Genomic DNA, 18,382 nt, shown 5'->3' with positions numbered 1-18,382 from the left:
CACCGGGTGAAACGCCAGGGTGGGGCCGGACACGTCATGCCGCGGCGACCTGCCGTCGCGGCAGCCGGTGCCGCAACTCCGCCAGCGGGGGCCGTTCCTCCACGGCGACGTCGCTGACCACGATCTCCCGGTCCAGGTTCGGCAGCGCGTCCGAGCCGCCCCGGCGGAACTGGGTCAGCAGCGCGCTGGGCAGCACGTCCGAATTCGCCCAGCCCCGGCGCTGCAACCGGGACCAGGCGGTGAGCATGATCTGGGCGGACATCCGGCCCAGCGCGGCGGTGTCCTGGTGCCGGTGCTTGCGCTCGCCGAGATCCACCTGGGCCAGCGCGTCCAACCCGACGAGTTCCAGCAGGTCGATCAGCATGGCGGTCTCGACGCCGTAGCCGGAGACGAACGGCACCCGCGACAGCACCTCCCGGCGGCCGGCGTACTCACCGGCGAGGGGCTGCACGAACCCGGCCAGTTCCGGCCAGAACAGGTTCAGCATCGGCCGGGCCATCAGCTCCGTCACCCGGCCGCCGCCGTCGGCCTCCACCCCGCTGCTGCCGACCAGGGGCCGGTGGTAGAAGCCCTTGACGAAGTCGACCGACGGGTCGGTCAGCAGCGGGCCGAGCAGCCCGGTGACGAAGTGCGGCCGAAACTCGCGCAGGTCGGCGTCGACGAAGGCGACCACGTCGCCCTCCGCCGCGGCCAGGCCGGCCCAGAGCGCGTCGCCCTTGCCGGTCAGCCGGGGCAGCCCACGGGTCATCGCGTCCTGGCCGACCACCTCGGCGCCGGCGGCCCGGGCCACCGCCGCGGTGCGGTCGGTGGACCGCGAGTCGACCACGATCAGCTCGTCGACCAGCGACACCCGGTCCATCAGGTGCTCGCGGATGGTCGCCACGATCGCCCCGACGGTTGCTTCCTCGTTGCGCGCCGGCAGCACCACGCTGACCCGGCTGTCACCCTTGGCCCGCAGGAGGCGTCGGGTCGGCCAGTCGGCTGCCGAGGTGGTCCGATAGGTGGCCCAGGCCTCCACCACCGGCGAGACCAGAGATTCGTTGTTGCGCACAGGCACCCCCTCGTCGGCGGGAAGACCGGGAGATGGATTTCCCAGCACCCCGCACGCTAACCGGATTGGTCCCCCAGCTTGATCACAAGCGTGCTCCGGTCACGTTCCCGGCTGATGAACCTTTGATTGCGTCCACCCGCCAGGCCCGATTTCCGCGATTCGTGCACGTCCGGTATCCCTTATGCGCTGGACATCCCTTTTGTCGAGACATTGAGTGCGAGATCGTGCGGATTCGGGAGGGCGGGCGGGACGTTCAAGATCGGTCCGGTCGCGTACCGTTGCGGCTCATGGGTGTGTCGCAACGGTTGAAGACCAGGTTCCGCCGGTTCCTCCAACGCCCGGGTACCACGGTCGATCTGGCTCCGCTGGAGAAGCTGCTGCCGGTCATCGAGGCCCGCGAGGAGGAGATCTCGGCGTTTGACGACGCCGAACTCACCGAGGCGGCGACCGCGGCGTCGAGCTACGAGGAGATCTGTGCGCTCGGCCGCGAGGCGGCCCGCCGCGGCATCGACCAGCGTCCGTACGATGTCCAGCTGCTGGGCGCCATGTCGCTGCTCTCCGGCAAGGTCGCCGAGATGGCCACCGGTGAGGGCAAGACGCTCACCGCGGCGATCGCCGCGTACGGGCACGTCCGGCTCGGCAACGGACCGGTGCACGTGCTGACCGTCAACGACTACCTGGCCCGCCGCGACGCCCAGTGGATGGAGCCGATCTACACCCTGCTCGGGCTCACCGTCGGCTGGGTCAACGAGGCGTCCACCCCGGTCGAGCGGCGTGCCGCGTACGCCTGCGACGTCACCTATGTCTCGGTGAGCGAGGCCGGCTTCGACTTTCTCCGCGACCAGCTCGTCACCGACATCGAGGACCGGGTGCAGCGCCCGCTGCGCACCGCGATCGTCGACGAGGCCGACTCGATCCTGATCGACGAGGCCCGGGTGCCGATGGTCCTCGCCGGCTCGGTCCCCGGCGAGCAGGATCCGGTCCACGCCGCCGCGGCGCTGGTGCGCGGCCTGCGCAAGGGCAGGCACTACACGGTGGCCGAGGACGGCCGGAGCGTCGCCTTCACCTCCGCCGGTCTCGCCGCCGTCGAGGCCAAGCTCGGCATCGACCTGTACGACGAGGAGAACGTCGAGCAGCTCTCCGCGGTCAACGTGGCGCTGCACGCGCACGCCCTGCTGCACCGGGACGTGGACTACATCGTTCGGGACGGCACGGTGGAGCTGATCGACGAGATGCGGGGGCGGGTGGCCCAGCGCCGCCGCTGGCCCGACGGGCTTCAGGCGGCGGTCGAGGCCAAGGAGGGGCTGGACGCCACGGCCGAGGGCGAGGTGCTGGGCACCATCGCCGTGCAGGCGTACGTCGGGCTCTACCCGGTGGTCTGCGGCATGACCGCCACCGCGGTGCTCGTCGGCGACCAGTTGCGGGAGTTCTTCGGCCTGGAGGTCGCGGTGATCCCGCCGAACACCCCGTGCGTGCGGATCGACGAGCCGGACCGCATCTACGCCACCCGGGCCGAGAAGGAGGAGGCGCTGATCGACGAGATCCGGCGCTGCCACGCCGACGGGCGCCCGGTGCTGGTCGGCACGCTGGACGTCAAGGAGTCCGAGCAGTTGGCGGCCGGGCTCAACGCCGCCGGGGTGCCGTGCGTGGTGCTCAACGCGAAGAACGACGACGAGGAAGCGGCGATCATCGCCGAGGCCGGCGCGTACGGCGCGGTCACCGTCTCCACCCAGATGGCCGGCCGGGGCGTGGACATCCGCCTCGGTGGCAGCGACCAGGCCGACCGGGAGCGGGTGGCCGAGCTGGGTGGTCTCTACGTGATCGGCAGCGGCCGGCACGACAGCCGCCGTGTGGACGATCAGTTGCGGGGCCGGGCCGGCCGCCAGGGCGACCCCGGTGGTTCGGTCTTCTACGTGAGCCTGGAGGACGACCTGGTCGTCCGCCACGCCGGCGACACCGTCCCGCCGTCGCCCCGGATGAACGCCGACGGCCTGGTCACCGACCCGCAGGTCGACTACGCCGTGGAGCACGCCCAGCGGGTCGCGGAAGGGGTCAACCACGAGATCCACCGCAACACCTGGCGCTACAGCGTGGTCATCGAGCAGCAGCGCAAGGCCCTCGCCGAGCGGCGGGAGCGGCTGCTCACCAGCGATGTCGCCGCCCTGATGCTGCTGGACAAGATGCCGGAGAAGGCCGGCGAGATGGACGAGGACCTGCTTGCCCAGGTGGCCAGGTCGATCGCCCTCTACCATCTTGACCGGCTGTGGGCGTCGCACCTGGCCGAGCTGTCGGAGGTCCGCGAGGGCGTGCACCTGCGGGCCCTGGGACGGCTCGACCCGCTCGACGAGTTCCACCGGGCCGCGGTGCCGGCCTTCACCGAGCTGGTGCCGGCGATCGAGGCGCGTACCCTCGCCACCTTCGCCGAGACCGAGTTCGACGACGACTGGGAGCCCGACGCGGCGGAACTGGTCCGCCCGAGCGCCACCTGGACGTACCTGGTGCACGACAACCCGTTCGGCTCCGAGCTGGACCGGCTGATCGCCTCGGTCGGGCGGCGGCTCAGCGGGGCCGGCGCTCGCTGAGTCGTCCGGTCCGGCCCACCCCTCCCGGCGGCACCCGTACCCTGGGAGGGGCCCCGGTTTGCGCCGCTTCGACCGTTGTCGGCGCGGGTAGTAGGGCGATCGTGATGTCGAGGGCGGCTCCAGCGCGGGGGCCCAGCCGAGGAGGATACGGGTGACGACGCTGACCGGGCGTACGGGAGTTGCGGGCTCGTGAACCTGGAGACGCGTACACCGCTGGCGGAGACGCTCGGCGTGTTGGAGACCGCTGCCCTGCTGCGGGAGTTGACCGCGGGGCTGATCGCCGTGGACGACTTCGACGCGGCGCTGTCCGCGCTGGTCCGGATCACCCGGGACGCCGTCGGCGGCGTCGCCTGGTGCGGGTTCACCGCCCTGCGGGCCGGCGAACCGGCCGGCGTGGCCGCCTCCGATGCGCAGCTGAGCGGGCTGGACGACCTGCGGTACGGTCCGGACACCCCGGCGATGGAGGCGATCCGCCGCCGGGAAATGGTCGGCGCGGAGGAACTGGACGTCGAACCGCGCTGGCCGGACTGGACGCCCCGTGCCCGGGAACTGGGCGTACGCGGGGTCATCTCGGCACCCGTCGACATCGACGACCAGGTGATCGGCGCGGTGAACCTGTACGCTTCCGAACCCGACGCCCTGACCCCAGCCCATCAGCTGACCGCGATGCTGCTGGCCGAGCACGCCGGCCTGCTGCTGGCGGCGGTGCGCGACCGGGAGAAGCGTGCCGCGCTGACCGGGCAGCAGGACGCTGCGCTGCTCAACGACGGCGTGATCGGTCAGGCGGTCGGCGTCATCATGACCCAACGCGGCTGCCCCGCCGAGGACGCCCTCGACGTGCTGCGCAGCGCCGCGTCGTCGCTGTCGATCCCGCTACGGGAAGTGGCGGAGCGGCTCGTCAGCACGGTCTCGCGACCCCGGGAGAACTGACCGGGGCGTGTCGTTTCGCCCGGGTGGCGCCCGGGTAGCACCCTGGACTGATGGACCGAACCTAGCCAGGGGGACCACGATGCAGAGCCGGCTGCGGGTGCAGGGGCACCCCATCCAACCGATGCTGGTGACCTTTCCGTACGGGCTCTTCGTCTGTGCCGTCATCTTCGACCTCGCCGACGTGGTCGGCGGCCCGGTCTTCCTCGGCGAGGTCGGCTACTGGACGGCGGTGGCCGCCCTGGTGACGGCGGCGTTGACCGCAATGGCCGGGATGGTGGACCTGTGGGACGTGCCGCCCGACCGCACTCGCCACACGGCGATCAGCTTCAACGTCGTCAACGCCGGCATGGCCGGGCTGTTCCTGCTCGCCTGCCTGGTCCGGGCGGACGCGACGAACCGCGGTGCCACTCCGGCGCTGCTGGTCGTGGAAGTGCTCGGCCTCGCCGTCGGTGGGGTGGGCGTCCACCTCGGCGCGCGGCTGATGCGCCACTTCGACGCCACCCGGTCCGAGACGGCAAGCGTCGAGCTCGTACGCGGCGTGGACGCCCCCACCGTCGAGGTCGTACGCCCCCGTCCGTAGCGCCCGGCCCGGTACCCGGGTACTGCGTCGGCGGACGGCGTCGGATAACGCGTTGCCGGAGCGGTCCTGGCCGGACACGCTGACACCCGTGCCGCACGAGACGAGCTTCGAGGAACTGATCGCCGAGGGGGCCACCGCCCCGGTCGAGGGATGGGCGTTCGACTGGCTTGCCGGGCGGGCCACCGAGGAACGCCCACCCTGGGGTTACGCGCGGTTGGTGGCGGCGCGGATGGCGGGCGTCGACGCGGCGTTGGACATCGACACCGGCGGGGGAGAGGTGCTGGCCGAGGTGCCCCACCCGCCCCCGCTGCTGGTGGCGACCGAGGCGTGGCCGGCGAACGTGCCGGTGGCGCGGGAGCACCTTGCGCCACTCGGGGCGAGCGTGGTGGCGGTGACCGGCGACGCACCCCTGCCGTTCCGTGACGCCGTCTTCGACCTGCTGGTCAGCCGGCATCCGGTGCGCACCGACTGGCCCGAGGTGGCCCGGGTGTTGCGTCCGGGCGGTACGTTCCTGTCCCAGCAGATCGGTCCCGGGACCGTACGCGAACTCAGCGAGGCGATCCTCGGCCCGCTGCCGCCGCCGGCGCACCGCCATCCGGAGCACGCCGTGGCTGCCGCCCAGGCTGCCGGCCTGACCGTGGTGGACCTGCGTGAGGCGACACTGCGGACGGTCTTCCACGACATCGGCGCGGTGGTCTGGTTCCTGCGCAAGGTGATCTGGACCGTGCCCGGCTTCACCGTGGCGGCGCACCGACCCGCGCTGCGGCGCCTGCACGATCGGATCCGCGCCGACGGCTCCTTCGTCGCCCACGCCCGCCGCTTCCTCATCGAGGCCCGAGCCTAGGTAGCTAGCCGGCGCGGAGGAGCGTGAGCATCTCGGGCAGGTCGAAGAACTCGGCGGTGGCCACCGCGGACGGATTGCCGCCGTCGGGGTCGGCGCCCGCGTCGAGCAACACGCGTACCGCCTCGGCGTTGCTGCGGAACACCGCCGCGGCCAGCGCCGTCTGTCCCCGGTCGTTGGCGCGGGAGTGATCGGCTCCCCGGTCGAGCAGCGCGCGCACCGTCTCCGGGTGGGCGTGATACGCCGCCAGGATCAGCAGGCTGTCACCCTTCTGATTGGTCAGGTTGACCGGTAGCCCCGCGTCGACGTACCCGGCGAGCTCCGTGGTCGCACCGTCGCGCGCCAGGTCGAACATCCGGTGGGCGAATTCCAGGGTCTCGGCGTCGAGTTCGTCGCTCACCGGTCCAGGTTAGTCGCCGCCGTCGCACCGCTCGCGACCGCCAGTCGACCTGCTCGCCGTTGCCCGACCGTTCGGGGCCGGCACCGCTGTCCCGTTCGCGTGACAGCCGTGGCGTGGGAGCGCGAACAGCCGACGTCACGCCGGGTACGGACATCCCGCCGCGAAGGCCGCGAACGGTGTGGACCACCCCCCGTATCAGGTCAACTTGGCGACTCTGCTGTAATCATCTGGCCTCGTACGCAGAGCGAGCGGACGGCTCCGATGTGTCGGTCAATTGTCACATTCATGCAACGCAGCCGCCCCTTGACCCTCGCACGGGCGCCGGGAAACATCGATAAAGCGGCGTCCCGGGGCCGTGGGGAACACCCGGACCAGCCAAGGAGGACCATGTCGGTCAGCCCCGCTTCGTCGCGCGCCGGATGGCATACGTCCCAACCCGTGGTGCCCGGTCGACCCCCCGGCGGCCAGCGTCGTCCCGCCAACACGGCCGCGCCAGTCCTGACGGTCACCCTGTCCATCCCCCTGGCGTGCGAGGAGTCGCTGACGCCGGCCGCGCGCCGGCTGCTCGACGCGGCCCGGGAGATGCTGGAGCGGGGCGAGGGCACCATCACCACCGTCGGTCCGGTGGTGCCGGAACGCCGCAGCGAGACCGTGCCGGCAGGTCGTACGCCGTCGCGGCAGCTCGCGCCCGCCATTCCCGCCCTGCACATCCTGGCGTCCTCCCGGTCGGTGCTGCGCGACGGCGAACCGTTGCCGCTGACCCGGCTGGAGTTCGACCTGCTGCTGCACCTGGTCGCGAATCCCCGACGGGTCTTCACCCGGCTCCAGCTGCTCAACGCCGTCTGGGGTTACGAGCACGCGGGCGTACGCACGGTCGACGTGCACGTGCGCCGGCTGCGCGGCAAGGTCGGTGTGGATGTTCCGCTGGTCACCACCGTCTACGGCGTCGGTTACCGGCTGGCCGACGACGCCCGGGTCACCCTCGACCGCGCCGGCTGACTGCGTCGCGCCGCCCGGCCCGGGCTCGCTTCGACCAGCGGGCACCATGGTGGGATGCGCGTACGTCCCATCTCACCGCCGCTCCTGGTGAGCGAGTTGGCCGAGCGGCTGGCCGGCGCGATGTCGGCCGGACGGCTGCGGGTCGCGGTGGACGGCGCACCGGCCGCCCGCCCCGACCACCTGGCCGACGCCCTGGTCGACCCACTGCGCGCCCTCGGCCACCCGGTGCTGCACGTGCGGACCGAGGACTTCCTGCGTCCCGCCTCGCTGCGTCTGGAACGGGGCCGGACCAACCCGGATTCGTACTACGAGGGCTGGGTGGACGAGGCCGGTCTGCGACGGGAGGTGCTGGACCCGGCCGGGCCCGACGGGCCCGGCCGGGTGCTGCCCTCGCTCTGGGACGCCCGGACGGACCGGGCCAGCCGGGCCGCCTACGTCGACCTGCCACCCGGTGGGGTGGTGCTGGTCAGTGGCGCGTTCCTGCTCGGCGGCGGGCTGGCCTTCGACGTCGTCGTACATCTGGAGATGTCGGCCGCCGCGCTGCGTCGGCGCACCGACACCGACCTGGCCTGGACCCTGCCCGCGTTCGACAGGTACACCGCCGAGGTCGATCCGGCCAGCTTCGCCGACGTGGTGGTCCGGGTCGACGACCCGCGTCGCCCGGCGTTGGTGGAATCCGTCGACGGACCGGTTTGAGTCGTCGACAGCGAGGGTAAACGCGGGGCTCACAGCGCCCGGGTGTGATGACTTGGGCGGTATGACGGGGTGTGGACCGACCCGCCCGCGGAGACCATAAGGCCCAGGAAGGCAGGCAGCGATGCTCGTCCACGACACGGTCGGCACCGGCCGATCCCAGGCGGAGACCGACCAGATCCGGCTCTCCCTGCAGGCCCGCCACGACGAGCTGACCGAGGAGTACCAGCAGGCGGTGCAGCAGAGCCAGGTGCTGCGGCTCGTCGAGGTCGGCGACACCGCCGGCGACGACCAGGCCGACAGCGGCACCAAGACCGCCGAGCGGGACACCGCACAGTCGTTGCTGCGGACCATCCTGGACCGTCGCGCCCAGTACGAACACGCCCTCGCGCGGCTCGCCGAGGGCACCTACGGCTTCTGCGAGGGCTGCACGGCGCCGATCCCGGTCGAACGGCTGGAGATCTTCCCGTCGGCCACCACCTGCGTCGCCTGCAAGCAGACGCGCGAGCGTCGGGCGGCCTGACCCGCAACGGTTGCCGGTCGGTCCGGGACACGGTGGACTCCACCCATGGGCGAGATCAAGGTGGGCACCGCATCCTGGACCGACCGCACCCTGCTGGACTCCGGCTGGTACCCCCAGACCGCGGACAACCCGGAGAAGCGGCTCGCCTACTACGCGCGCCAGTTCCCGGTCGTCGAGGTCGACGCCACCTACTACTCGCCGCCCGCGGAGCGTACGGCGACGCTGTGGGCCGAGCGGACCCCGGCCGGTTTCACCTTCAATGTGAAGGCGTTCAGCCTGCTCACCGGTCACCCCACCCGGGTCAGCGCGATCTACAAGGATCTGCGACCGGAGACCAGCAAGCGCAATCTCTACCCCGACGACCTGCCGCCGCAGGCGTACGAGGAGGTCTGGACGCGCTTCCTCAGCGCCCTCGATCCCCTGGTCGAGGCGGGCAAGCTCGGCGCGCTGCTGTTCCAGTTCCCGCCCTGGTTCATCATCCGGCGTGACAACAAGCAGTACCTGCTGGAGGTGACGCGGCGCTGCGCGCCGCTGCGCCCGGTCTTCGAGTTTCGGCACGCGTCCTGGTTCGACGGCGACAACGCCACCGAGACCCTCGACTTCCTGCGAGCGCACCGGCTCGCATACGTCAGCGTGGACATGCCGCAAGGGCACCGCTCGTCGATCCCGCCGGTGCTGGCCGCCACCTCCGACCTCGCGGTGGTGCGCTTCCACGGGCACAGCGACAGGTGGACCAGCAAGGACATCCACGAGAAGTTCGGCTACCACTACTCCGAACGGGAGCTCAAGGACTGGGCGCCCAAGCTCCGCGAACTGGCCGGCGAGACCGAACAGACACACGTACTCATGAACAACTGTTACCGCGACTACGCCCAGACCAACGCCCAGCAACTCCAGGCGCTGCTCGGCGAGACCGGCTGACGTCCCCGCCGTCGTGCCCGGCGGCCGTGCGGAGCCGAGCAGGCGACCGCGGCGGCCCGGCCCCGGCAGTGCCCGGCTGCTGCGTACGCGCAGCAGTGGCCACCATCCGTAGACCTGCCCGAGCCCTTCCGGTCTCCCACCCCGCTCCCTTTGCTCTGCTTCACCCCGCGCAACAAACTACTCTCCGTGTCGATCCGGCCGGTGGGCTCATCGGTGCCCCAGCGCATCTCACCAGCTTGCGGGTTGGTGCGTGGAGTGAAGCAGAGCAAAGGGGCCGAACAGGGTAGTGGGGATGACGCCGAGGCGATCACTGAGGGTTGAAGGTAGCGACGACAAAAGCTGTTACGGAGGGTGGGCGAGCGATTCTCACCCGGGTGGGGTGAGGGCACCTCACCTGGCCGCGACCGAGCATGGGGTCAAGCGGGCGACGCGCCGTCGGCGATCGTCCGCGCGGAAGCGACACCACGGAGGTGACCGCGATGACCGTTCGGGTCGTACCGCATCGGCGGCGAACCGGCGTCCTGCGCACCGTCGGAGCGTCCGAGCAGCCCCGACGGGTCGCCCGGGCCGGCCGCGTCAGCCCAATCCGGTACCGGCGCGGCCCGGTGGGTCCGCCGCGACGTCACGACGACCGACGGTGGGAAACCGACCTACGGGGGTGGACAGATGGCTGAGCAGTTCCAGTCCGCGATCGAGTCCTCGATGGACAAGACCAACCTGATCCTGAAGGACATCGAGCAGGCGTACGGATGGCCGAAGGAGCAGCGCAACCAGTCGTACGCCGCGTTGCGTACCGTGCTGCACCTGCTGCGCGACCGGATGGCGGTGCAGGAGAGCGTGGAGTTCTCCGCTCAACTGCCGGTCGTGGTGCGGGGCATCTACTTCGACGGCTGGCAGCCGCAGAACGTGCCGATCAAGCTCAACCGGGACGACTTCCTCTACGAGGTCCGCCAGGGCTTCCCGTACGACGTGGCCGGCGGCCCGGAGCGGGTGGTCCAGGTGGTGCTGGACACCCTGCGTCGGCACATCACCCAGGGCGAGTGGGAGGACGTCAAGGACACGATGCCCGCTGACCTCGCCCGGATCATGCCCTGACCCCGGCCCGTCGTGACCCGCCCCGCCCGCCGTGGGGTGGGTCGACGCGCCCGGTTCGCCGGGCCGGCCGCCCCGCCTCTACCAGAGGTCGAAGTGGAACACCTCGAAGGAGGTGCCGTAGCGTACGCCCAGCCGGGCGCCGACCGGCCGCGCGCCGCCCTCCAGGAACTCCTCGGCGTCGAAACTGCCGTCGCCCAGGCCGGTCAGGTACGCCTCATGGGCCAGCAGCGACGCGACCCCCTGGTCGAACGTGGCCGTGGTGTCCACGCCGTGCCGGGCACGCGGCGACGACGCCGCCCACACCTGTCGTACGCGGCCCCACGGCTCGACGCCGTCGATGAGCTGCTCCGGGAAGATCCAACGGTTGCCGGCGTCGCGGACCGCGTCCAGGGTGGCCCGCCCCACCGCGATGTGGTCGGCCTGGTTGAGCACGTCAGCGCCGTCCCAGGTGGCCCGGAAGTTGTTGGTGATGACGATGTCCGGCCGATGTCGACGGACCACCGCGGCCAGTTCCCGCCGCAGCGGTACGCCGTACTCCAGCACCCCGTCGGGCAGGCCCAGGAACTCGACCGTGTCCACGCCCACCAGGGCTGCCGACTCCCGCTGCTCCTGCTCGCGTACCTCTCGGGCACGCGGCGGCGGCATCCCGTCAATGCCGGCCTCGCCGCTGGTGACCAGGCAGTAGACGATCTGCTTGCCCTGCCCGGTCCAGCGGGCGATGGCGGCGGCGGCGCCGAACTCCAGGTCGTCGGGATGGGCCACGATCGCCAGGGCGCGCTGCCAGTCCTCGGTCACCGGCTCCAGTGGTTCGTCCATGAGCACCTCCGTCGGTGTGTTCGGCAATCCTGCCACCCGAGGCGCTGGCCCGCCCGCAGCGGCGAACTGGTCATGCCGGACGGTTCGGGCGATTACGGTGGGACCAGGTGTGTGGTTAGAGAAGATCGGGAGCGGGGTACCACCCGCGGCAGGACGCACCCGACCAATGGCGGCGGGGGCGGGTCAATCCGAGGGAGCACGATGCCACTCAACGACGATGACATGCAGACCACCAGCGGCGGCGGGGCCGAGGGTCCGGCCGACGGCGGTGCCACTCCGGGTCAGCACGACGGCGGCGCGGACGGCAGCGCCGAGGGTCCGGCCGACGGCGGTGCCACTCCGGGTCAGCACGACGGCGGCGCGGACGGCAGCGCCGAGGGTCCGGCCGACGGCGGTGCGACCCCGGGTCAGCAGGACGGCGGCGCCGACGGCGCAGCCCGGTAACGGATCGCCATGACGTATCTCGACCCGCCGGGCGGCCACGGCCGCCCGGCGGCTTCGTCTCCGGCCGCCGCGCCGTCCGGCCTCGACGAGCCCGCCGAGCGGGCGTCGGCCGCGGCCGCGTTGGCCCGCTGCGTCAGCGTGGAAGCGGCGAAGTTCGCCGCCGCGCACTGGGGGCGCACTCCGCTGTTGTCCCGCGCCGCCGAGCTGCCCAACCCGGCCGGCTTCACTGATCTGCTCAGCCCCGCCGACGCCGACGAACTGCTCAGCCGGCGGGGCCTGCGTACCCCCTTCCTGCGGGTGGCCAAGGACGGCCAGGTGTTGCCGGCGGCGCGGTACACCGGCGGCGGCGGCGCCGGCGCCGAGATCGGCGATCAGGTCCTCGACGAGAGGATCCTCCAGCTGTACGCCGACGGCGCCACCCTGGTCCTGCAGGGTCTGCACCGCACCTGGCCGGCGCTGATCGACTTCACCCGGGACCTGAGCCTGGCCGTGGGGCAGCCGTTGCAGGTCAATGCCTACCTCACCCCGGCGGACAGCCAGGGTTTCGCCACCCACTACGACACTCACGACGTCTTCGTGCTTCAGGTCGACGGCCGCAAGCACTGGCGGATCCATCCGCCGGTGCTGCCCGACCCGCTGGAGCGGCAACCATGGGGCGGTCGCGCCGACGAGGTCGCCGCGACCGCACAGGGGCCGGCCGCGCTGGACGTCGTCCTGGAACCGGGTGACGCGCTCTACCTGCCCCGGGGTTGGCTGCACAGCGCCCAGGCGCAGGAATCCAGCTCGCTGCACTTGACCGTCGGTGTCCGGGCGTTGACCCGGTACGCGTTGGTCGAGGAGTTGCTCGCGCTGGCTGCCGAGGATCAGCGACTGCGGGCGACCCTGCCGTTCGGTGCCGACGTGGCCGATCCGGACGCCATCGAACCGGAGTTGACCGAGACGGTCGAGGCGCTGCGGGAGTGGCTGCTGCGGGCCGACCCGGCCGCTGTGGCCGGCCGGCTGCGGCAACGGGCCTGGTCGGCGTCGCGCCCGGCGCCGATCCGGCCGTTGGCTCAGGCCGCCGCGATCACCACGCTCACCGCCGACAGCCGGGTCACCGTCCGGGCGGGCCTGCACTGGCAGTTGGTCACCGAGGGCGAGCGGGTGGCGTTGCGCCTGTTCGACCGTACGGTCACCCTGCCCGCGCAGTGCGGACCCGGGGTACGGGCGCTGCTCGCCGGCCCGGCGATCCGCGTCGGCGACCTCCCCGGCCTGGACACCGACGCCGACCGCCTCACCCTCACCCGCCGCCTCCTCCGCGAGGCCGCCCTCACCCCCGCCTGATCGTCCCGCCGCCCACGGCGATCAAGAAGTTCGCGTCGGTCTCGCCGGAAACCCCGACGCGAACTTCTTGGTCAAGGAGGGGGGAAGGGCGGTCAGGGAAGGGGCAGGGCTAGGAGGAGAAGAGTGACGGTGAGGCCGGCGATGACGACGATGAGTACGGGGCGGGGGCTCAGCACGGCGTGGCGGCGGTCGGCGATCAGACGCGCCGGGATCAGGCCCAGCACCGGGCCGAGCAGCGTCACCACCAAGGCCAGCACCGGCAGGCCGACGGCCAGGTCACCGTCGTTGCGGACACCCAGGGCGCGGGCGACGGCCCCCAGCGCGTACGCCAGCACCGCACCGCCGACACCACACAACGCCAACAGCGGATTGACGTTGCCCGGTAGCTCGCCGGGCTGACGGGTACGGCGCAGCAGATCGCGTACGGCGTCCAGCAGCGCGACCGGGTCGCCGGTCGCCTCCGGCGCAGGCGCCGGCGGCGCCCCGGCCCGCCGACCGCCACCGCCCAGCCGGCTGTTCAGCTCCTGCCACAGCACCGCCACCTCGGCGTCCACCTGTTCCTGCGCCTCGCGCGCGGCGGCCAGCTCCCGCTCGGCCTGGTACACCTCGTCGGCGGACTCGGCCACCGCTCGGTCGGCCGCCGCGCACTGCTGGTCGTACCAGTTCCGCGCCTCGTCGCGCTGCTCGCGCACCCGGGCGGCCAGCTCGGCGAGCCGGCGCAGCTGGGCGGTGTACGTCTGGCTGGTGACCGGTTCGTTCATCGGGCCGGCCCGTAGGGGATGATGGTCTGCCCCGTCCGGTGCACCGCCCGGTCGAAGAAGAGCCCACGCCACGGGCGGGGGTACCAGTCCGGTCCGCCACTGCCCGGGTACAACGACGGGCCCAGCTCTCCGCCGTGGGTGTCCAGCGCCACCCAGGCACCGATCTGATCGGTGCGGGCACCGGTGCCCCCCAGGTCGGCGCGCATCCGGGCCACCCCACGCCACCAGGCCAGCACGTGCGTACGCCGCTCGGGGCCGTCGTGCATGATCCGGCGCAGGCTTTCCAGCCCGCTGGCCCGGCCGGTGCGGGCGGCGAGCGTCCCGGCCGCCGCGTCGACGGCGAACAGCAGCAGATAGTGGGGTGCTCCGGTGGCGCCGGGCGCATCCAGGGCGTCGGCGGTCTCGGCCATCAGCTCGGCCACGGTCTCCTCGTCGTACCAGGCGGCGTCGTCGGCGAGATCCTCGTACAGGGCCCGGGCCGCCGGGTCGGCGTCCGGATCCAGGCAGGCGATCGAGAAGCGGGCGCTGCCGGGGCGGTGTTGCCGGGCCAGCGATCGGGCCGCCGAGTCCAGCACCGCGCACGCCTCGTCGACCCGGGTACCCAGCACGGCCAGGTTGCGGCCCGGTGCCCGGGGTAGGCGCAGCACCGCCGACCGGGCCTGCACGTCGATGATCTCGCCGAGCAGCGCGACCGGTCCCCGGGGCGTACCGACCTCCGGTGCCCGCAGCGCCCGGAAGTCCGGCGCGTCGGCCAGCCGAGGGACGGCGTCGCCGTCGAAGAGACGGGCGGGCGACGCCTCCGCCGGACGCATCCGCCACAGCCGGTGCTGCAGGTCGCTCCACGTCTCCCAGTCGCTGGCCGACGGGATCCGGGCCACCTGGTTTCCCTCGGACAGGCCCGACTCGGCGTTGACCACGGCGTGGAACTTCGGCAGCGACTGGGCGGCGTCGTTGCGTTCGGCGAGGATGCGCAGCGCCTTCGGCAGCGCGATCCGCAGGGTGAACTGGGCCACCAGCGCGGGTCGACCCCACAGCGCCTCGATGCCGCGTACGTCCTGCGAGGCCAGCACCAGGTGGATGCCCTGGGAGCGGCCCCGGCGGGCCAGGTCCTCCAGCAGGTCGGCCGCCTCCCGGGCGACCGCGTCCCGGCCGGCCAGCAGCATCTGGAACTCGTCGACCACCGCGACGATGCGCGGCCAGTGTCCGGTCGGGTCCACCGCGCGCAGCTCGGCCAGCTTGGTGACCTCGTGTTTCTTGGCCGCGTCCGCGCGCCGGCGCAACTCTTCGGCCAGGAAGCGCAGCAGCGCCAGGCCGAACTCCCGGTCGGTGTTGACGTTGATGCCGACCAGCCGCATGTGCGGCAGCCAGCTCGGGTCGCGACGGCCCTGGGCGAACCGGGCGAAGGACACCCCCTCCTTGAAGTCCAGCAGGTAGAACTCCAACTCGGCGGGGGAGTAGCGGGCCGCGAGTGCCCCGATCCAGGCGAAGATCAGGTTTGTCTTGCCGGTGCCCGAGGGGCCGCCGATCAACGCGTGCGGTGGATAGTCGCCGAGGGTGAGCAGCACCGGCCGGCCCTGCGGCCCCTCACCGATCGGCGCGGTCAGCCCGGTCGCCGAATCGTCCCGCCACATCTGGTCGGCCGGTGGCAGCAGGTCGGTGAACGGGGTGGGCGCCGGGCCGGCGCTGACCACGGAGGCGATGTCCCGGCAGGTCTCGGTGACCAGGGAAGCCGGCGGGGGCGGGTCGAGCCGGACCGGCAGGCTGCCGATCCGGGCGCCGTCGGCGGTCACCGTCACCCGGGTCACCGCTTGTTGGTCGGGCACCGGCACACCCCGCACGATCAGGTGGACCCCGCAGGCCGCGCCGGCACGGACCACCCGGTCGAGTTGGCCGCGCTCGTGCCGGGACAGTTCGTCACCGCCGAGCAGCACCGCGACCCGCCACGGCTCCGGCCGGCGTCCCGTCGCGGCGGCCAGATCGCGCAGCGACGCGTGCTCGCCGGCCAGGACGGTCTCGTTGATCCGGCGGATCTGTTCCACCAGGTCGTCCAGGAGCCGACCCAGACCACCCGGGCCGACGAAGGTGAGCAGCCCCGCCGGACCCAGCGGAGCGAACCCGGCCAGCCCGCCGCCGAGCCGGTCCGGGTCGTAGCCGACCAGCCGTACGCTGCCCGGTGCCGCCCGGCCCAGGCTGCGCAGCAGCAGCGCGGCGACCACGGCGGCGCAGCCGTCGGCGTCCCCGTCCAGCGTCACGTGCCCGGAATCGAGCAGCGGTACCAGTGCCGGTACCGGCTCGGTGCCGGCCAGCCGGACGGTGCCGATCCGGGTCGCGCCTGGTGGTTCGGCTCGCTCGGCCGGAGTGGGACGCCATCCCGGCCAGTCCGCCGAACCCGCGCCGGGTGCTTCCCGCGCTGCGGCCTCGGCCGCCTCCCGGGCCAGCACCGCCAACCGTGCCGCGTGCCGGGAGTCGATCTCGGCGAGGCGGCGGTCGCGTTCGGCGCCGACGCGCTCCGGCACGACGGCGGCGGCCCGACGCACCCGCACCGCCCGATCGTGGGCGGCCGAGAGCGTGATCTGTGCCGTGGCCGACCGTTGCCGGGACGCGCCGAGTGCCTCGGCGAGCAGTTCCCGGACGCGGGTGACCAGCTGATTGCGCCGGTCAGCCATCGATCCCGCGCCTCGGCCGGCTGACTGGCTTGTCGTGGGAGGTGGGCCGGCCGTTGGCGGGCCGGTCGCCGCCACCGGGCTCGGGTGGCAGGTCGCGGCCGAGACGGTCGAGCAGGACGCCGGTGAGCACCCCGGCGGTGACCGCCGGGTCGGCGGCGTGCGGCTGCTCGCCCTCCTCCCGACGTGGCGGAGGCATCCGGCAGACCCGGCTGAGCAGGGTGTCCAGCACCGGGGCTGGCAGGCCGGGGAGTAGGTCGCGGACCCGACCGTCCAGTTCGCGGTGCAGCCGGGCGAGGTCGTCGCCGCGCGGCGGATGACCGAGCAGTTCGCTGGCGAGGTCGCGCAGCAGCGGCGGGGCCACGGCGGCCAGCCCCAGACCGACGTCGGCGTGCGCCCCGCGTAGATCGCGGTGCAGCCCGTCGCGATCACCGGCCCGGACACCGCGTACCACGCGGTTCAGCAGCTCCCGGGAGTCGGCGATGCGTTCGTCAGGCTGTTCCGCCGGACCCTCCCGCCCGCCGGTCAGCTCGGCCACCCGCACCGACCACCAGCGACGCAGCCGCACCTCGCCGGCTGGTTCGGGCGCGGCGACCACCGAATCGGCGGACCCGGGCGCGTCGTGCACCGGCCGCCGTTCGGGCTGCCCCGGGGTGGGTGGCGCGCCGTCGGGGGCCAGCCCGATCGCGGCGAGGTACGCGGTCAGCTGCTCCTGGGCCAGCCGCAACGCGTAGCCGGCGGTTTCCGCGTGCTCGGTGGCGGCGGACAGCTCCGGTACCCCCATCGGGTTGGCCGACTCCTGACGCACCCAGCGCAGCCGCTCACTGGCCAGGCCGAATTTCTCCAGCGCCTGCCCGAGCAGACCCAGCGGCAACTCCTCGGCGGCGGCGCGGACCTGCGCGCCGACCTCCTCGACGATGGACACGCCCGCCCCTACAGCGTCGAGACGTACTGCTGGGCCTGCTCGACCGCGACGAGTGTCGCGGCGAGGCACTCCTCCAGCTCCTGGCTGGCCTGGGTCAGCGACGCCTGCGCCGCCTCCACCGTGGTGTGACCGCTGCCCTCCAGCGCCCCGGCGAGGGTCTGCTGCGCCTCGGCCAGTTTCTCGCCGGCGGCCTGCACGGCGCTCTGACCGTCACCGATCTGCTGAAGTGCGACATCGATGGCTGCCTTGAGCTCGGCGACGCTCGCCACGCGGAACCTCCTGGGGGCGGGGAGGACTCCATTAGAGCCTATGCCGGTAGGGGACAGAACAACTGCCCTGTCAGTGTTCCTGCCCCGCTGACCGGTTGTCGACCAAAGACGCCCCGGGTCCGATTCGTGGGACCGGTGGGCGGGCGCTCACCCACCGCCACCACCGGTCAGCCACCGTGGTCCCCGCACCTCCGCGCCGTACGCGGTGACCCGCTGCCGCAGCTCGCGGTCGGCCGTCACCACCACCCGTCGCCGCTGCCCGGCGCCGGCCACCAGGTCGACCACGGCATCGTCGCCGGAACCGGCGGCGGACACCACGCGTACTCCCTCGACGCCCGGCACGTCCCGGGCCGCCCCCTCCACCACCAGCACCACCTCGACCGGGGGCGGCAGTTCCGGCGGCAGACCACGCTCACCCAGCGGGACGAGCGTGTCGCGTAGTCGGGCGGTGGCGCCGGCCCGGTCGCGCCACCAGCCGTTCGGGCGCGAGCCGACCACGTTGGCCGCGTCCACGATCAGCAGCGGTGTCGGTTCCATCCGTTCAGCCTGCCATCCGGCGGCGGCAA

General features: G+C 72.7%; 19 protein-coding genes. 11 read left to right on the top strand and 8 right to left on the bottom strand.

The annotated features are described in order from the left end of the window. Window positions 1-34: 34 nt before the first annotated feature. On the bottom strand, window positions 35-1,018 hold the full coding sequence (locus KBX50_RS07600) for a glucosyl-3-phosphoglycerate synthase (protein ID WP_307870886.1): 984 nt from the start codon (window positions 1,016-1,018) through the stop codon (window positions 35-37). A gap of 320 nt (window positions 1,019-1,338) precedes the next feature. Here KBX50_RS07600 and secA2 point away from each other — a divergent pair, with 320 nt between their 5' ends. The 4 genes from secA2 (at window position 1,339) to KBX50_RS07580 (ending at window position 5,987) form a co-directional block, all read left to right on the top strand. After that, on the top strand, window positions 1,339-3,633 hold the full coding sequence (secA2, locus tag KBX50_RS07595) for an accessory Sec system translocase SecA2 (protein WP_210935828.1): 2,295 nt from the start codon (window positions 1,339-1,341) through the stop codon (window positions 3,631-3,633). A gap of 189 nt (window positions 3,634-3,822) precedes the next feature. Then, window positions 3,823-4,563 carry a GAF and ANTAR domain-containing protein gene (locus tag KBX50_RS07590; protein WP_210935827.1) on the top strand — a complete coding sequence of 247 codons (741 nt, stop codon included), beginning with the start codon at window positions 3,823-3,825 and terminating at the stop codon, window positions 4,561-4,563. A 79-nt stretch (window positions 4,564-4,642) separates the two neighbouring features. Then, window positions 4,643-5,143 carry a DUF2231 domain-containing protein gene (locus KBX50_RS07585; RefSeq protein WP_210935826.1) on the top strand — a complete coding sequence of 167 codons (501 nt, stop codon included), beginning with the start codon at window positions 4,643-4,645 and terminating at the stop codon, window positions 5,141-5,143. An 88-nt stretch (window positions 5,144-5,231) separates the two neighbouring features. Continuing rightward, window positions 5,232-5,987 (top strand): class I SAM-dependent methyltransferase, encoded by a 756-nt coding sequence (locus KBX50_RS07580; RefSeq protein WP_210935824.1) that lies wholly within the window; start codon window positions 5,232-5,234, stop codon window positions 5,985-5,987. Window positions 5,988-5,991: 4 nt separating this feature from the next. Here KBX50_RS07580 and KBX50_RS07575 read toward each other — a convergent pair whose 3' ends face one another. Then, a complete protein-coding gene (locus tag KBX50_RS07575; protein ID WP_210935823.1) occupies window positions 5,992-6,384 on the bottom strand; it encodes an ankyrin repeat domain-containing protein in 393 nt (130 codons plus the stop codon). A gap of 387 nt (window positions 6,385-6,771) precedes the next feature. Between KBX50_RS07575 and KBX50_RS07570 the strand changes: the two genes are divergently transcribed. From KBX50_RS07570 to KBX50_RS07550, 5 genes are all read left to right on the top strand, one after another. Continuing rightward, complete coding sequence (locus KBX50_RS07570; protein ID WP_210935822.1) at window positions 6,772-7,383, top strand: winged helix-turn-helix domain-containing protein; 612 nt, start codon at window positions 6,772-6,774, stop codon at window positions 7,381-7,383. A gap of 54 nt (window positions 7,384-7,437) precedes the next feature. Beyond that, window positions 7,438-8,079, top strand: a complete 642-nt coding sequence (locus KBX50_RS07565) for a uridine kinase (RefSeq protein ID WP_210935821.1) — start codon at window positions 7,438-7,440, stop codon at window positions 8,077-8,079. 121 nt (window positions 8,080-8,200) lie between these two features. Next, window positions 8,201-8,599, top strand: a complete 399-nt coding sequence (locus tag KBX50_RS07560; protein ID WP_210935820.1) for a TraR/DksA C4-type zinc finger protein — start codon at window positions 8,201-8,203, stop codon at window positions 8,597-8,599. A gap of 45 nt (window positions 8,600-8,644) precedes the next feature. Beyond that, entirely contained in the window at window positions 8,645-9,520 is an 876-nt protein-coding gene (locus tag KBX50_RS07555) for a DUF72 domain-containing protein (RefSeq protein WP_210935819.1), read from the top strand. Window positions 9,521-10,186: 666 nt separating this feature from the next. After that, window positions 10,187-10,615, top strand: coding sequence for a DUF2267 domain-containing protein (locus KBX50_RS07550; RefSeq protein WP_210935818.1), 429 nt, complete (start codon window positions 10,187-10,189; stop codon window positions 10,613-10,615). A 78-nt stretch (window positions 10,616-10,693) separates the two neighbouring features. Here the strand turns inward: KBX50_RS07550 and KBX50_RS07545 are convergent, their stop codons facing one another. Beyond that, the gene (locus tag KBX50_RS07545) at window positions 10,694-11,431 is read right to left on the bottom strand and encodes a PIG-L deacetylase family protein (protein WP_247673292.1); all 738 of its coding nucleotides are present in this window, start codon (window positions 11,429-11,431) and stop codon (window positions 10,694-10,696) included. 201 nt (window positions 11,432-11,632) lie between these two features. Here KBX50_RS07545 and KBX50_RS07540 point away from each other — a divergent pair, with 201 nt between their 5' ends. Both KBX50_RS07540 and KBX50_RS07535 read left to right on the top strand, forming a co-directional pair. Beyond that, on the top strand, window positions 11,633-11,875 hold the full coding sequence (locus tag KBX50_RS07540) for a hypothetical protein (RefSeq protein ID WP_093402782.1): 243 nt from the start codon (window positions 11,633-11,635) through the stop codon (window positions 11,873-11,875). Between the two features lie 9 nt (window positions 11,876-11,884). Further along, window positions 11,885-13,198 carry a cupin domain-containing protein gene (locus KBX50_RS07535; RefSeq protein WP_210935816.1) on the top strand — a complete coding sequence of 438 codons (1,314 nt, stop codon included), beginning with the start codon at window positions 11,885-11,887 and terminating at the stop codon, window positions 13,196-13,198. Between the two features lie 92 nt (window positions 13,199-13,290). On the opposite strand, the gene KBX50_RS07530 is transcribed toward KBX50_RS07535, so the two are convergent. From KBX50_RS07530 to KBX50_RS07510, 5 genes are all read right to left on the bottom strand, one after another. Continuing rightward, the gene (locus KBX50_RS07530; RefSeq protein ID WP_210935814.1) at window positions 13,291-13,959 is read right to left on the bottom strand and encodes a hypothetical protein; all 669 of its coding nucleotides are present in this window, start codon (window positions 13,957-13,959) and stop codon (window positions 13,291-13,293) included. Next, the gene (locus KBX50_RS07525) at window positions 13,956-16,625 is read right to left on the bottom strand and encodes an FtsK/SpoIIIE domain-containing protein (protein ID WP_210935812.1); all 2,670 of its coding nucleotides are present in this window, start codon (window positions 16,623-16,625) and stop codon (window positions 13,956-13,958) included. The genes KBX50_RS07530 and KBX50_RS07525 overlap by 4 nt, the downstream gene beginning before the upstream one ends. Continuing rightward, window positions 16,618-17,547, bottom strand: coding sequence for a hypothetical protein (locus KBX50_RS07520; protein WP_307870876.1), 930 nt, complete (start codon window positions 17,545-17,547; stop codon window positions 16,618-16,620). The genes KBX50_RS07525 and KBX50_RS07520 overlap by 8 nt, the downstream gene beginning before the upstream one ends. Window positions 17,548-17,555: 8 nt before the next feature. Continuing rightward, entirely contained in the window at window positions 17,556-17,816 is a 261-nt protein-coding gene (locus tag KBX50_RS07515) for a hypothetical protein (RefSeq protein ID WP_092379879.1), read from the bottom strand. Between the two features lie 147 nt (window positions 17,817-17,963). Next, complete coding sequence (locus KBX50_RS07510; protein WP_210935810.1) at window positions 17,964-18,353, bottom strand: hypothetical protein; 390 nt, start codon at window positions 18,351-18,353, stop codon at window positions 17,964-17,966. Between the last annotated feature and the right edge of the window lie 29 nt (window positions 18,354-18,382).

The sequence above is a fragment of the Micromonospora sp. C51 genome (assembly GCF_018070435.1).
Taxonomy (GTDB): Bacteria; Actinomycetota; Actinomycetes; order Mycobacteriales; family Micromonosporaceae; genus Micromonospora; species Micromonospora sediminimaris.
Note: the sequence above shows the minus strand (reverse complement) of the source record. Positions and strands in the feature narration are given on the sequence as shown.